The organism is Rhodopseudomonas palustris, assembly GCF_013415845.1.
In the GTDB taxonomy this organism is placed as follows: Bacteria; Pseudomonadota; Alphaproteobacteria; order Rhizobiales; family Xanthobacteraceae; genus Rhodopseudomonas; species Rhodopseudomonas palustris_F.
This window is the reverse complement of sequence record NZ_CP058907.1, coordinates 1,874,324-1,888,379: the sequence shown is the minus strand read 5'-3', so window position 1 is coordinate 1,888,379 and position 14,056 is coordinate 1,874,324. Positions and strand designations below refer to the sequence as shown.

Genomic DNA, 14,056 nt, shown 5'->3' with positions numbered 1-14,056 from the left:
ACAACAAGCAACGAACTAACAATACCAAGGGAGAGACAATGTCCGAGGCAGCCGAGCCGGCCACGCTGGCCGACGTCATCCGTGCGCAGGCCAACACCCGCGGCAACGAGATCGCCTACGAGTTCGAGGGCCGCATCAGCACCTTTGCGGATTTCGACCGCCACACCAACCAGGTCGCCCGCGCGCTGCAGGCCTCCGGCGTGCAACCGAACGAGCGCATCGCCTATCTCGGCAAGAACAGCGACATCTATTTCGAGCTGTGGTCCGGCGCGATCAAAGCCAAGGCGGTGATGGCGCCGGTGAACTGGCGGCTCGCCGGACCGGAGATCGCCTACATCGTCGAGGACTGCAAAGCGGCGATCCTGTTCGTCGGCCCGGAATTCGTCGATCAGGTCCGCGGCCTCAAGGACCAGATCCCGAGCGTGCGCGCCATCATCACCACCGAAGGCGGCGCGCCGGAGTGGCAGGACTTCACCAAATGGCGCGACGCGCAATCGAGCGATGATCCGCAGGTCGCGATCGCGCCGTCCGACATCGCGATCCAGCTCTACACCTCCGGCACCACCGGCAAGCCGAAGGGCGCGATGCTCAGCCACGCCAACTTCCTGTCCCTGGTCCGCGCCGGCCAGGACAACAAGCCGGAGTGGAACCGATGGTCGCCCGACGACGTCTCGCTGGTGGCGATGCCGGTGTTCCACATCGGCGGCTCCGGCTGGGGCATGATGGGGATCTATCACGGCGCCAAGGGCGTGATCGCGCGTGAATTCGATCCGACCAAGGTACTCGATTTCTTCGAGCAGTCCGGCATCACCAAGCTGTTCATGGTGCCGGCCGCGATGCAGTTCGTGGTGCGGCAGCCGCGTGCTCGCGAGGTCGATTTCTCGCGGCTGAAATACATGCTGTACGGTGCTTCGCCGATCCCGGCGGCGCTGCTGAAAGAATGTATCGACGTCTTCAAGTGCGGCTTCGTGCAGATGTACGGCATGACCGAGACCACCGGCACCATCGTGGCGTTGCCACCGGAGGACCACGTCGAAGGGCTCGAACGGATGCGCTCAGCCGGCAAGGCGCTGCCCGGCGTGGAGATCGCGATCCTCGATCCCGACGGCAAACCGCTGCCGCCGCGGCAGGTCGGCGAGATCGCGACCCGCTCCGGCTCCAACATGGTCGGCTACTGGAATCTCCCCGACGCCACCAAGAAGACGATCGACGGCGACAACTGGCTGCGCACCGGCGACGCCGGCTACATGGACGAGGACGGCTACGTCTACATCCATGACCGCATCAAGGACATGATCATCTCCGGCGGCGAGAACATCTATCCGGCCGAGGTCGAGAGCGCGATCTGCGATCACCCCGACGTCGCCGAAGTTGCGGTGGTCGGCGTGCCCGACGATCAGTGGGGCGAGTCTGTGAAGGCCGTGGTGGTGATGAAGCCCGGCAAGGAAGCGACCGCGCAGGACATCATCGGCTTCACCCGCACCCGCATCGCCGGCTACAAGACGCCGAAGTCGATTGACTTCATCCCGGCCCTGCCCCGCAACGCCTCCGGCAAGATCCTCCGCCGCCAGCTCCGCGATCCGTATTGGAGCGGCAAGGACCGGCAGGTGAACTGAGCGGCGGCGTTCAGCTACACACATCCACTGTCGTCATCGCCCGGCCCGTCCGGGCGACCCAGTATCGCAGAGCGCTCGTCGCTCTGCGCTGCATCTGCCATGAGCGCCCTCGTATACTGGATCCCCCGCATGCGCGGGGGATGACGTTTGTAGGCGGGGCAACGCCTATCAACCTGACGAACGTCATGCGCGGGCTCGAACCCGCGCATCCATCGCGTGCGTCAGCGCGCTAAACCAGACCCGTCATTCCGGGGCGCGCGTAGCGCGAACCCGGAATCTCGAGGTGGCAAACACCCGACGATCGACAGCTCGGGATTCCGGGTTCACGCGCTTCGCGCGTGCCCCGGAATGACCGGCGAGAGGCAGCCGTCTCCCCTCACCTCTTGTTCGCGCCCATGTAGCCGAACAGGAAGCCCGCCACCTTCCGCATCTGGATTTCCTCGCTGCCTTCGGTGATGCGGTAGCGGCGGTGGTGGCGGTAGATGTGCTCGAACTGTTTGTGGCGCGAATAGCCGATGCCGCCGTGCACTTGAATCGCGCGATCGGCCGCCTGGCCGCACAGCCGGTTCGCCCAGTAGTTACACATCGAAACCTTGTCGGACAGCGTGTGCTCCACCTGGGCCTGGGTCATCTGATCCATCTCCCACGCCGTCTTGCGGATCAACAGGCGCAGCATTTCGGCCTGGGTCGCGAGCTCGACCAGCGGGAACTGGATCGCCTGGTTGCGCGCCAACTCCTCGCCGAACGGCTTGCGCTCACGCGCGTATTTGACGCTCTCATTGATACAAAACACCGCCGCGCCGAGCGACGACGCTGCTTGGCGGATGCGGTTCTCATGCACGAAGCACTGCGCCAGCGACAGACCGCGACCGACCTCGCCGAACACCGCATCCTCGGTGACGAACACGTCCTTGAACGACACCCGCGGATGGTCGGTCGGCATGTTGAAGGTCCAGAGATACTCTTCGACCTTCACACCGGGCGCATCGGCCGGCACCAGGAAGCAGGTGATGCCGCGTGCATCGCCGTCCTTGCCGGCGGTGCGGGCGAACAGCGCGCAATGCGTGGCGACGTGCATCCCCGTCGTCCACATTTTCTCGCCGTTGATCACCCAGCCCTTCTTGCCGTCGCGCACCGCTTCTTCGGCGCGCGTTTCCATGTGCGTGGCGTCGGAGCCGTGATCGGGCTCTGTCAGGCCAAACGTGATGCGGTACTTGCCGGTGATCGAACCGTCGATCATCGCCTTCTGTTCGGGCGAGCCGTAGAGATCCAGCATCTTCACGATCGGAAAATTGCCGACGATCGAATGCTCATTCTGCAGGTCGTTGTGCAGGCCGAGCCCCTTGGCGGCGAAGTGTTCGCGGATCACCGCCATCCAGAGGTTGGTGCCGTCCTGGCCGCCGTAACGCTTCGGAATCGCGAAACGCAGATGACCGGCGTCGTCGGCAAGGTTCTTCGCCTTGCGCAGCAGATCTTCCCACTCGTGGCGTGGCAGCCCGCCATGCTCGAAATCCGTGCGCGCCCATTCGCGGCGGTGATCGAAGAAGCGGATGTTGTCGTCCGCCTGCTCCAGCGGCTTGATCTTGGACTCGATGAAGCGATCGAGCTCGGCGAGATAGGCGACCAGATCGGGCGGCAGAGAAAAATCCAAGGCGTGCTCCCACAGTCTTCGTGTTGTTGTTGATCTTGTTAAGCGACTGATTAACATGCGCCGCACGAGACAAGTCAAGCGCGCTTCAGCCGCACAATTCTGCTCAACGAAAAAAGGAAACGCCGATGGCGCTGCAATTTTCCACCGTGACCCGCAAGGGCCCGATCACCATCGTCACGCTGTCGCGGCCCGAAGTGTACAACGCGCTGCATACCGATGCGCACTACGAGCTCGAAGGCGTGTTCAACGAGTTCGCTGCCGATCCCGAGCAGTGGGTGGCGATCGTCACCGGCGCCGGCGACAAGGCGTTCTGCGCCGGCAACGATCTGAAGTGGCAGGCCTCCGGCGGCAAGCGCGGCTGGGGGGAGAGCGGCTTCGGCGGCCTGACCTCGCGGTTCGATTGCGACAAGCCGATTATCGCTGCCGTCAACGGCGTCGCGATGGGCGGCGGTTTCGAGATCGCGCTTGCCTGCGACCTGATCATCGCTGCGGAGAACGCAACCTTCGCGCTGCCGGAGCCGCGCGTCGGCCTCGCGGCGCTGGCCGGCGGCCTGCACCGCCTCCCCCGCCAGATCGGGCTGAAGCGCGCGATGGGCATGATCCTCACCGCCCGCCACGTCAAGGCGCAGGAGGGCTATGAGCTCGGCTTCGTCAACGAAGTCGTGCCGCAAGGCGAGGCGCTCGCCGCGGCGGAACGCTGGGCCGAAACCATCTGCACCGTCTCACCGATGTCGATCCGCGCCTCGAAGCAGACGCTGTCGCGCGGCCTCGAAGTGTCACTGCCGCGAGCGATCGCCGAGCAGCGCGACTACCCGGCAGTGAAAGCCATGGTCGCCTCGCAGGACTACATCGAAGGCCCGAAAGCGTTCTCCGAAAAGCGCAAGCCGAACTGGAGCGGGAAATAGCCCCCACCAAGTAATGACTTGATGGCCCTAAGTGGGAATGATAGCAAGGCGTCCGATTAGAGCTAGTGGCTTCGGACGCCTTGTAGCGGATTACCTTAGCCAATTGATTTTTGAGGTTGATATGGCAACTCCAGTCTTGCTGAAGAACCCAACCACGGGCGTAACAAAGACAGGCTTCTACGGTTTCAGTTGGACCAGCTTCTTTTTTGGAGGATTTCCTGCCCTGATTAGAGGAGACCTCGCAATCGGTTTGGGAGTTCTTGTCGCCGGCGTGCTTTTCGGTGTTTTGGGCCTCGGCTTAGGCTGGTTCGTTGTTGGCCTCATTTGGGCATTCATTTACAATAAGAACTATACCACTCGCCTTATCGAGCAAGGATACAAGCTTGCTGATAGCCCGGAACGCAATCGATCAGCTCAGATTGCCCTTGGGCTGGGCGACCAAGCAATTCTTACCGCACAGTGACGGCGATTGAGAAACCACGCCCCGCGCTAATCGCTGCAACGTTCAACCTCCCGCCGATAGCTCGCGTAGTTCGGCTGATCGACGGCGAGCTTCGCCAGCGTGGTGCGCCACAGATGGTCCTTGACGCCGGGCGTCGACAGATCGACCGCGCCGGAGGCGATGCGGTCGGCGAGCTCGGCATTGAGGTTGAACAGCGAGCCGTCGTGGCTGAACAGCGCCTTCAGGCTGGCGTGTTCTTCGGCGTCGCTCTCGCCCGACAGCGCCAGTTGCCGCGTCACCAGATCGAGCGCGTTGATGCCGACCCGCAGCTTGAATGCGGCGTGGCCTGATATCTGCGGGACGATCTGCTCGCGCAGAAAGTCCGCCACCGCCTTGATCAGTTCGTCCGGCCTAGGTTCGTCCTGCATCGCTGCCTCGCTGAATGATTAGCTGCGCGGCGCCAGCAGCCGCAGCAGATCGATCTCGGTTTCAGACGAGCGACGACCGATCATCGCGCGCTCCATCGAATGATCGGGGCTTTCCCGGAACCGCCGCATCATGCCGCAGCACATGATGCCCCAGCGCAGCGTACCCATCACTTCCCAGAATTTGACGCGCGCCTCGTCGACATGGCCGCCGGCGGCTTCGTAGCCGGCGAACATCTCCTCGCGCGAGCCGAGCCCGCCGACCGGCTTGTCGATCTCGCCGAACCGCCAGGAATTCACGCAGATCCAGCCAAGGTCCTCCATCGGATCGCCGCGATGCGCCAGCTCCCAATCCAGCACGGCGCGCACACCATCGGGACCGATGATGAGATTGCCGTGGCGAAAATCACCGTGCACCAGCGTGGTCGCTTTCGACGCGCCCGGATCATGATCGGTGAGCCACCGCAGTGTCAGTTCGAACACCGGCCGCGGCCAGTCGAACGAACGATAGTCATCGCGCAACAGACCGATCTCCTCGGTCGAGCTGATCGTCCGCAGCGGCGGCAGCGCGGCGCTGTCGATGCCGTGCAGACCGGCGAGGATGATGCCGATCTGCCGCGCCAGCTTCGGCCGCGCCTCGGCAAACTCTGCATCGCGCAGGATCTTGCGGGGGATGGTTTCGCCATCGACACGCCGCATCACGAAGCCGGCGCCGAGCGCGTCGGCCTCGGTGAGAACGTGCAGCACCTGCGGCGACGGCACGCCAGCCTCATAGGCGAGCCGCATCAGTTCGGCCTCGACATCGAGACCCGCGGCGCGCCCGGAAACGCTGCCGTAGCCCGGCGGCGAGCGGCGCAGGATCGCCGCGATGTCGCCGTCCGGCCGCTCGATCACGAACGACCAAGTCTCCTGACTCGCACCGCCCGAGAGCTGCGCGAGATCACGAATGCCGGTCGCGCCAGCGCACCATCCGATCACGCTTTGCGTCAGCGCGCCGGCAATAGCTGCAGCAGCCATATCGGGCTTATTTGCCCTTGAACTGCGCCGGACGCTTTTCGAGGAACGCACCGACGCCTTCCTTGAAGTCGTCGGTCGAGCCGGCGACACGCTGGCATTCGAATTCGAGGTTGAGCTGCTCCTCGAACGAATTCTCGGGCGAGTCCCAATACAGCTTGCGGATCAGCGACAGAGCGATGGTCGGTCCGTTGGCGAGGTCGTGCGCCAGCTTCATGGTTTCGGCCCACAGTTCGGCGTCCTCGTACACGCGATTGACGAGGCCCCATTCCAGCGCCTTGTCGGCCGGCAGCTTCTCGCCGAGCAGCGACAGCTCGACCGATCGCGCCTTGCCGACGAGCCGCGGCAGCAGCCAGGTCGAGCCGCAATCCGGCACGAGACCGATGCGGCGGAACGCCTGCAGGAAGTACGACGACTTGGCGCACAGAATCATGTCGCCCATCAACGCGAAGCTCATGCCGGCGCCGGCCGCCGGACCGTTGACCGAGGTGACGATCGGGCAATGCAGCTTGCGCAGCCGACGCAGGAACGGATGGAACGCGGTCTCGAGCGCGGCGCCGGCACCCTTGCCGCTCTGGCTCATGTTGTTGCCGGAGTTACGGCCCTGCAGGTTCGCGCCGGTGCAGAACGCGCGGCCAGCGCCGGTGATCACCAGACAGCGCACCTCGGCTCGCTTGTCTTCGATCGCGTCGAGCGCTTCGCCGAGTCCGCCGAGCATGTCGATCGACACCGCGTTCATGACTTCCTGATGATCGAGCTTCAGGATCGCAACGGGACCGTCGAAATCGAGCGTGACGTGTTTGAACTGCATTGTTTCCTCGCGCTATCGGTTCGCGGTTATTCCGCGCTGTGGAAGGGCTTCACGACGTGAGGCCATATTTGATTTTTGCGACGCGCTTGTCCATGGTCCTGCATCGATCACCGCGCGCGCCTGGCCCGCACGGTGTAGCGCGCAACAAACAAAAATGGAAACGCTGGATGAGCATTTTCGATTTGAGCGGCCGCGTCGCGGTCGTCACCGGGGGCAACGGTGGTATCGGCCTCGGTATGGCACAGGCTCTGGCTGCTGCGGGCTGTAACGTGTCGATCTGGGGTCGCAACGCGGTCAAGAATCACGCCGCGCTCGCTACCATGGCAAATGCTCCCGGCAAGGTCGAAGCTCAGATCTGCGACGTCACCGATCCGGCTTCGGTGAAGGCCGCGATGGACGCGACGCTGAAGGCGTTCGGCCGCGTCGACGGCTGCTTCGCCAATGCGGGCATCGGCGGCGGCGGCCGGCAGGCTTTCATCGACCGTACCGAAGAGCAATGGCGCTCGATGTTCGCCACCAATCTCGACGGCGTGTTCCACGCCTTCCAGGCCGCGGCCCGGCACATGACCGAGCGCGCCGCCGACGGCGATCCGTTCGGCCGGCTGGTCGCGACCTCGAGCCTCGCTTCGATCTTCGGCACCGCGCGCAACGAGCACTACGCGGCCACCAAGGCGGCGATCAATGCACTGGTCCGCGCGCTCGCCGTCGAACTCGCCCGCTATGGCGTCACCGCCAATGCGATCCTGCCGGGCTGGATCAAGAGCGACATGACCGCGGGCGTCATGGGGAACGACAAGTTCGTCGCCAACGTGATGCCACGCATTCCGGTACGGCGGTTCGGCGAGCCGGAAGATTTCGGCGGCATCGCGGTGTATCTGATGAGCAAGGCATCGTCGTATCACACCGCTGATACTTTCGTGATCGATGGCGGCTACACCGCGTTCTGACATCCACTCACCAACCTTCGATCAATAAGAAGCAAGAAAATGCCGACCACGCTCCCGCCCGAACGCATTCCCGTCATCGCCGGTGTCGGCGAAATCGCCGACCACCCCAAGGACATCGCGCAAGGGCTGGAGCCGCTGGCGCTGCTCGAAGCCGCCGTGCAACGCACCGGCGACGACAGCGCCGCGAGCCTGCTGCCGCAGATCGACTCGCTCGACGTCGTCAACTTCTTAAGCTGGCGCTACCACGCGCCGGCCGAACAACTCGCGACACGGCTCGGCATCGCGCCGCGTCACTGTTTCTACGGTCCGGTCGGCGGCGAGAGCCCGATCCGCTTCATCCACGAAGCCGCGCTGCGGATCGCCCGCGGCGAAGCACAGGTCGCCGTGGTCTGCGGCGCCGAGGCGCAGTCGACGGCGACCAAAGCTGCGCGAGCCAAGATCGACCTGCCGTGGACGCCGTTCGCCCATGACGCACCGGAGCCGAAGCGCGGCGCGGCCTTCCAGCAGCCGATCGCTTCGACCCTCGGGGTCGCAAGGCCGATCACGGTATATCCGCTGTACGAAGCCGCCACCGCTGCGCATTGGGGCCAGACACCGCGGCAGGCACTGGATGAGTCCGGCGTGCTGTGGTCGCGCTACGCAGCGGCGGCGGAACGCAATCCGAATGCTTGGATCAAGCGTGCCTTCGCGCCGAATGAGATCACGACGCCTTCATCCGACAATCGGCTGATCGCCTGGCCCTACACCAAGCTGATGGTCGCCAATCCGAGCGTCAATCTCGGCGCCGCGGTGCTGCTGACCTCGCTGGCGAAAGCGCGCGCAGCCGGCATCCCCGAGGACAAGCTGATCTATATCCACGGCGGCGCCTCTGCCGAAGAGCCGCGTGACTATCTCGCCCGCGATCAGTTCGTGCAGAGCCACGCCCAGAATGCGGTGCTGGAGACCATCAAGGCGATGGTCGGTGGCGACGGCCGCGCGTTCGACGCAATCGAGCTGTATTCGTGCTTCCCAGTGGTGCCGAAGATGGCGCGGCGGACGCTCGGTCTCGGCGACGACGTCGAGCCGACGGTGACGGGCGGCCTCACCTTCTTCGGCGCGCCGCTCAACACCTACATGACCCATGCCGCCTGCGCGATGGTCCGCCGCCTGCGCGACGGCGCCAAGCTCGGCCTGCTGTATGGCCAGGGCGGCTTCGTCACCAAGCATCATGGCCTCATCGTTTCGCGCACCCCACCGCAGCAACCGTTGAGCGAAGACGTCAGCGTGCAGGCGAAGGCCGATGCGGCCTATGGCGTCGTGCCGCGGTTCGTCACTGAAGCCAGCGGTGACGGCACCGTCGAAACCTTCACGGTGATCTATGACGGCCGTGGTGAGGTCCAGCATGGCGTGGTGATGCTGCGCACCGTAGACGGCGCCCGCGCGCTAGCGCGCGTGCCGGCGCAGGATCAGGCGACGCTGGCGTTCTTGACCAACATGGACTGCAGCCCGGTCGGCACCCGCGGCCCGATCGTCACGGCAGCCGATGGTGTGCTGGAGTGGCGTAGCGCCGGTTAGTTCGGGTCATCAGGGAGAGCCAAGCCACAAGTCCTCTCCGTCATTGCGAGCGAAGCGAAGCAATCCAGAGCATCGTCCACGGCGCTGTTGGATTGCTTCGTCGCTTCGGCTTCTCGCCATGACGGGGATAGGTCTTGGTCGATCGCAAACGCGGGGGAGCCTGGTGCCCTACCCCTTCACGTCCTGCTTCTCCGAGGCCGTCGGCTTCCCGGCCTTCGCAGCATCGTCGGCGACCACGCGCACCTTCTCGCCGTTGGCGATGCCGTCCGGCGGCGCGATGATGATGCGGTCCTCGGCGGTGAGACCGGCGGACAGCTCGATCTCGCGCCCGAGGTCGCGTGCGATGGTGACCGGCTTGAGCTGCACGCGATCATCCGGGCCGACCGTCGCAACACGCAGCCCGCTACGGTTGAAGATCAGCGCAGAGGCGGGAATGTGCAGCGGCGCAGAATCGCGGACCAGCGCGAGCTTCACATTGGCGAAGCCGCCCGGCATCAGTTCGCCCTTGGCGTTGTCGAGCCCGAGTTGAATCCGCATCGTGCCGGAGGCGACGTCCACCGCCTGTGAGGACGCTTCAACCGTCGCCGGGAAGGTGCGGCCCGGATATTCGGGCAGCGCGATCACCGCCTTGCCGCCGATCCGCACCAGCGGCGCGTAGTTTTGCGGAACGTTGACGTAGACGCGCAGCTTCGCGATGTCCGACACCACGAACATCGCGGGCCCTGAGCTCGAACCGGCATTGATCAGCGCGCCGACGTCGGTGTTACGCTCGGTGACGATTCCGTCGAACGGTGCAGTGATCTTCTTGTAGCCGGCGAGCGCTTCGAGCCGCTCGACATTGGCCTGGCCGGAATTGACCGCCGCCTTCTTGGCTGCGAGGTCGGCGGTGCGTTCGTCGATCTCCTGCGCCGAGACAAAGTTCGACGCCACCAGCGTCTTGCGCCGGTTCAGTGTCGCTTCCGACAGCTTCGCACTCGCTTGCTGACTGGCGAGATCGGCACGGGCCTGCAGCAATTGCTGATCGAGATCCGGCGCCTCGATCTCGGCGATCACCTCACCGGCTTTCACCTTGGCGCCGATATCGGCGCTCCAGCTCTTCACGTAGCCGGAGACGCGGGCGTAGATCGGCGCGCGCGAATAGGCTTCGAGCCGTCCCGGCAGATCGAGCGTAGCGGTCGGCGCCTTGCCGTCGGGCCGCGTCACCGCGACGCTCGAGATCGCCTGCTCGTCGGTCCAAGTTCGCAGTTCGGCACTGCTCTTCTCGCGGGCGCTGATCCCGGTGACGACAATCGCGACCGCACCGCAGCCGAGCACCACCCCGGCGATGCCGAGACCGCGACGGGATCTACGCGGCGGTTGATCAGTGGGCATGCGACATCTCCGGAGCAGGCTCGGCATCGGATGCCGGCTGTTTCTTGTGAACCATGCAGAACACCACCGGCACGAACATCAGCGTTGCAAACGTCGCGAACAGCAACCCGCCGATCACGGCGCGGCCGAGCGGCGCATTCTGCTCGCCGCCCTCGCCGAGGCCCAGCGCCATCGGCGCCATGCCGATGATCATCGCCAGCGCCGTCATCAGCACCGGACGGAACCGGACGAAGCCGGACTCCAGCGCGGCCTGCACCGGATCGCCGAGCACCGCATAGCGCTCGCGCGCAAACGAGATCACCAGCACGCTGTTTGCGGTGGCAACGCCCATGCACATGATCGCGCCGGTGAGCGCCGGCACGGACAGCGTCGTGCCGGTCGCGAACAGCATCCAGACGATGCCGGCGAGTGCAGCCGGCAGAGCCGTGATGATCACGAACGGGTCGGCCCACGATTGGAAGTTCACCACGATCAGCAGATAGATCAGCACGATCGCGCCGAGCAGGCCGAACAACAGCCCAGCAAACGCGCTATTCATAGTCTCGACCTGGCCGAGTAGCACCACCGAAGAGCCCTTCGGCACCTCGGCCTTGGTCTCGTCGATCACCTTGCGGATATCGGCCGCCACCGCGCCGAGGTCACGCCCCTGCGTGGTGGCGAAGATCTGCACGATCGACTGGATGTCGTATTGCGACACCACGGCATTGCCGGCGGAGCGCTTGATCTCGGCAAGGCCACCGAGGATCGGCGCGCCTGCCGCGGCCGCACCTGAGGCCGACACCGGAATGGTCTCGAGCTTGCTCAGCGAATCGACGTGATATTGCGGCGTCTGCATCACGATCGAATACGACACGCCGTTCTCAGGATTGAGATAATAGGTCGGCGCCACCTGGGACGAGCCGGCAAGGTTGACGACGAGGCTGTTGGTGACGTCACGCTCGGTCAGGCCGACATATTGGGCGCGGGTGCGGTCGACATCGATGTTGAAGGTCGGGTTGTTTGGCGACTGCTGAATGCGGGCATCGGCGACGCCCGGGATGCGCTTGGTCTTGGCCAGCAGCTTGCCAGCGTAATCGAAATTCGCCGGCAAATTGGCGCCGCGGATCTGCAGGTCGATCGGCGCCGGCGCGCCGAAATTGAGGATCTGGCTGACAATATCGGCCGGCAGAAACGCGAAGGTCATCCCGGGGAACTGCCGTGGCAGTTGCTCGCGCAGGATCTTCACATACTGTTCGGTCGGCCTGTGCTCGCCCTTCAGCTTGATCTGGATGTCGGCATCCTGGGTGCCGATCACGCCGGTGTTGTTGTAGGTGAGATTGATGCCCGAGATCGGCATACCGATGTTGTCGGTCAGGGTCTCGATCTGGTCCGGCGGAATGATCTTGCGGATCGCCTTTTGCACCTCGGCGAGCTGGTTGGCGGTTTCCTCGATCCGGGTGCCGACCTGAGTGCGGACATGCATCAGGATCTGGCCCGCATCGACCGACGGGAAGAAGTTGCGGCCGAGATACGGCACCAGCGCGAACGACAGCGCGACCACACCGAGGAAGCCGGCGACGAATGCCCGGCGATGCCCCATCGCGAGCGTCAGCAGATCGCCATAGCCGTGACGGAACCGGGCGAACACGCCTTCGAACGCCTGCTGAAAGCGCACCAGCGGATTGCGCGACGGCTTCCGCCCCGAAAGGCTGTCGTGATGGACGTGCGGCTTCAGCAGATACTTCGCCATCGTCGGCACCAGCGTGCGCGACAGCAGGAACGACCAGGCCATCGCAAACATCACCGCTTCGGCCATCGGCACGAACAGATAGCGCGCGACGCCCTGCAGGAAGAACATCGGCACGAACACGATGCAGATGCATAGCAGCGAGACGAAGGCCGGCGTCACGATCTGGTTGGCGCCGTCGAGAATCGCGGGCTCGACCTCCTTGCCCTGTTCCAGGTGCCAATTGATGTTCTCGATCGTCACCGTGGCGTCGTCGACCAGGATGCCGACCGCCAGCGCGAGGCCGCCGAGCGTCATGATATTCAGAGTCTCGCCGATCGCCGACAGGCAGATGATGGCGCCGAGCACCGACAGCGGGATCGATACCGCGATGATGATGGTCGATCGCCAGCTGCCCAGGAACAGCAGGATCATCACGCTGGTCAGCAGGGCCGCGATCACCCCTTCGACGGCGACTCCGGTGATGGCGCCGCGGACGAACACCGACTGATCGCCGATCAGCGCGATCTTCAGCGACTCGGGCATGGCACCCTTGACGTCGATGATCTTCTGCTTGATGCCGGCAATGATATCGAGCGTCGACACCGCGCCGGCCTTCAACACCATCATCAGCACCGAACGGTTGCCGTCGACATGCACGATGTTGGTCTGTGGCGGATTGCCGTCACGCACCGAGGCGACGTCGCGGATATAGACCATCGCGCCGCCGACCGCCTTGATCGGCAGGTTGCCGAGCTCCTCGATCTTCAGTGGCGAGTTGTTGAGCTGGATGATGTATTCGAACTCGCCGATCTTCTGGGTGCCGACCGGGGTGATCAGGTTCTGCGCTGCGAGCGCGTTGGCGACATCCTGGCCCGACAACCCGCGCGCCTGCAGCGCGCTGGGATCGAGATCGATCTGGATCTGGCGCTGCTTGCCGCCGAACGGCCACGGGATCGCCGCGCCGGGCACCGTCACCAGCGGAGTACGAAGCTGATTGATGGCGAGGTCGGCGAGGCTCTGTTCCGTCATCCCCTCGCCCGACAGCGCCAACTGTAGAATCGGCACGGTGGAGGCGGAGTAGTTCAGGATCAGCGGCGGCGTTGCGCCGGGCGGCATCTGCTTGAGCAGCGTCTGCGAGATCGCGGTGACCTGCGCATTCGCGGTGCGGATGTCGACGTTGGGCTGGAAGAAGATCTTGACGATGCCGAACCCGCCATAGGAGTTCGCCACGATGTGTTCGATGTCGTTCACCGTGGTGGTGAGCGCACGCTGGAATGGCGTGGTGATACGTCCCGCCATCTGATCCGGCGGCAGGCCGGTGTACTGCCAGACGACACCGATCACCGGGATACGAATTTCAGGGAAGATGTCGGTCGGGGTACGGAGCGCCGCCAGCGGGCCGACGATCAGCAGCAGCAGCGCCAACACCACGAACGTGTACGGCCGGCTTAGTGCGATGCGGACCAGCGCGATCATTCGTCGGGTCGTCCCGGTCTTCTTGTTACGGAAAGGCCGCCTGCCCGGCGGGGCCCTTCTGTTGATTTATCGAAAGCCGTGCAATTAGCCAAGCGTCGCGCAGCCGGCGGCGACGCGACAAACCGCTGGGTCGCTG

Annotated in this window: 11 protein-coding genes; 5 read left to right on the top strand and 6 right to left on the bottom strand. The window is 64.5% G+C overall.

Going from position 1 to position 14,056, the window contains the following annotated elements:
• Positions 1-38 precede the first annotated feature (38 nt).
• The gene (locus HZF03_RS08695; protein WP_119018353.1) at positions 39-1,616 is read left to right on the top strand and encodes a fatty acid--CoA ligase; all 1,578 of its coding nucleotides are present in this window, start codon (positions 39-41) and stop codon (positions 1,614-1,616) included.
• A 376-nt stretch (positions 1,617-1,992) separates the two neighbouring features.
• Here HZF03_RS08695 and HZF03_RS08690 read toward each other — a convergent pair whose 3' ends face one another.
• Complete coding sequence (locus HZF03_RS08690; protein WP_042440934.1) at positions 1,993-3,267, bottom strand: acyl-CoA dehydrogenase family protein; 1,275 nt, start codon at positions 3,265-3,267, stop codon at positions 1,993-1,995.
• A 125-nt stretch (positions 3,268-3,392) separates the two neighbouring features.
• Between HZF03_RS08690 and HZF03_RS08685 the strand changes: the two genes are divergently transcribed.
• Positions 3,393-4,172, top strand: a complete 780-nt coding sequence (locus HZF03_RS08685) for an enoyl-CoA hydratase-related protein (protein WP_119018352.1) — start codon at positions 3,393-3,395, stop codon at positions 4,170-4,172.
• A gap of 121 nt (positions 4,173-4,293) precedes the next feature.
• Complete coding sequence (locus HZF03_RS08680) at positions 4,294-4,635, top strand: hypothetical protein (RefSeq protein WP_012495315.1); 342 nt, start codon at positions 4,294-4,296, stop codon at positions 4,633-4,635.
• Positions 4,636-4,661: 26 nt separating this feature from the next.
• On the opposite strand, the gene HZF03_RS08675 is transcribed toward HZF03_RS08680, so the two are convergent.
• Genes HZF03_RS08675 through HZF03_RS08665 form a run of 3 tightly spaced genes read right to left on the bottom strand, consistent with a single transcriptional unit; the run spans position 4,662 to position 6,864 of the window.
• Positions 4,662-5,042 (bottom strand): DUF6285 domain-containing protein, encoded by a 381-nt coding sequence (locus tag HZF03_RS08675; protein ID WP_119018351.1) that lies wholly within the window; start codon positions 5,040-5,042, stop codon positions 4,662-4,664.
• An 18-nt stretch (positions 5,043-5,060) separates the two neighbouring features.
• Positions 5,061-6,056, bottom strand: coding sequence for a phosphotransferase family protein (locus HZF03_RS08670; protein ID WP_119018350.1), 996 nt, complete (start codon positions 6,054-6,056; stop codon positions 5,061-5,063).
• Between the two features lie 7 nt (positions 6,057-6,063).
• Positions 6,064-6,864 carry an enoyl-CoA hydratase/isomerase gene (locus HZF03_RS08665; protein ID WP_011157264.1) on the bottom strand — a complete coding sequence of 267 codons (801 nt, stop codon included), beginning with the start codon at positions 6,862-6,864 and terminating at the stop codon, positions 6,064-6,066.
• 167 nt (positions 6,865-7,031) lie between these two features.
• Here HZF03_RS08665 and HZF03_RS08660 point away from each other — a divergent pair, with 167 nt between their 5' ends.
• Complete coding sequence (locus HZF03_RS08660) at positions 7,032-7,811, top strand: SDR family NAD(P)-dependent oxidoreductase (protein ID WP_119018349.1); 780 nt, start codon at positions 7,032-7,034, stop codon at positions 7,809-7,811.
• A gap of 39 nt (positions 7,812-7,850) precedes the next feature.
• Entirely contained in the window at positions 7,851-9,365 is a 1,515-nt protein-coding gene (locus HZF03_RS08655) for an acetyl-CoA acetyltransferase (protein WP_119018348.1), read from the top strand.
• Between the two features lie 168 nt (positions 9,366-9,533).
• On the opposite strand, the gene HZF03_RS08650 is transcribed toward HZF03_RS08655, so the two are convergent.
• Complete coding sequence (locus HZF03_RS08650) at positions 9,534-10,736, bottom strand: efflux RND transporter periplasmic adaptor subunit (protein WP_119018347.1); 1,203 nt, start codon at positions 10,734-10,736, stop codon at positions 9,534-9,536.
• Positions 10,726-13,920: an efflux RND transporter permease subunit gene (locus HZF03_RS08645; protein WP_119018346.1), complete on the bottom strand. Its 3,195-nt coding sequence runs from the start codon at positions 13,918-13,920 to the stop codon at positions 10,726-10,728. Before HZF03_RS08645 ends, HZF03_RS08650 begins: the two co-directional genes overlap by 11 nt.
• Between the last annotated feature and the right edge of the window lie 136 nt (positions 13,921-14,056).

Bases quoted from the DNA above. Each gene is read 5' to 3' on its own strand.
- HZF03_RS08695 (WP_119018353.1), top strand. From the start codon at position 39: ATGTCCGAGGCAGCCGAGCCGGCCACGCTGGCCGACGTCATCCGTGCG.
- HZF03_RS08685 (WP_119018352.1), top strand. From the start codon at position 3,393: ATGGCGCTGCAATTTTCCACCGTGACCCGCAAGGGCCCGATCACCATC.
- HZF03_RS08680 (WP_012495315.1), top strand. From the start codon at position 4,294: ATGGCAACTCCAGTCTTGCTGAAGAACCCAACCACGGGCGTAACAAAG.
- HZF03_RS08675 (WP_119018351.1), bottom strand. From the start codon at position 5,042: ATGCAGGACGAACCTAGGCCGGACGAACTGATCAAGGCGGTGGCGGAC.
- HZF03_RS08670 (WP_119018350.1), bottom strand. From the start codon at position 6,056: ATGGCTGCTGCAGCTATTGCCGGCGCGCTGACGCAAAGCGTGATCGGA.
- HZF03_RS08665 (WP_011157264.1), bottom strand. From the start codon at position 6,864: ATGCAGTTCAAACACGTCACGCTCGATTTCGACGGTCCCGTTGCGATC.
- HZF03_RS08660 (WP_119018349.1), top strand. From the start codon at position 7,032: ATGAGCATTTTCGATTTGAGCGGCCGCGTCGCGGTCGTCACCGGGGGC.
- HZF03_RS08655 (WP_119018348.1), top strand. From the start codon at position 7,851: ATGCCGACCACGCTCCCGCCCGAACGCATTCCCGTCATCGCCGGTGTC.
- HZF03_RS08650 (WP_119018347.1), bottom strand. From the start codon at position 10,736: ATGCCCACTGATCAACCGCCGCGTAGATCCCGTCGCGGTCTCGGCATC.
- HZF03_RS08645 (WP_119018346.1), bottom strand. From the start codon at position 13,920: ATGATCGCGCTGGTCCGCATCGCACTAAGCCGGCCGTACACGTTCGTG.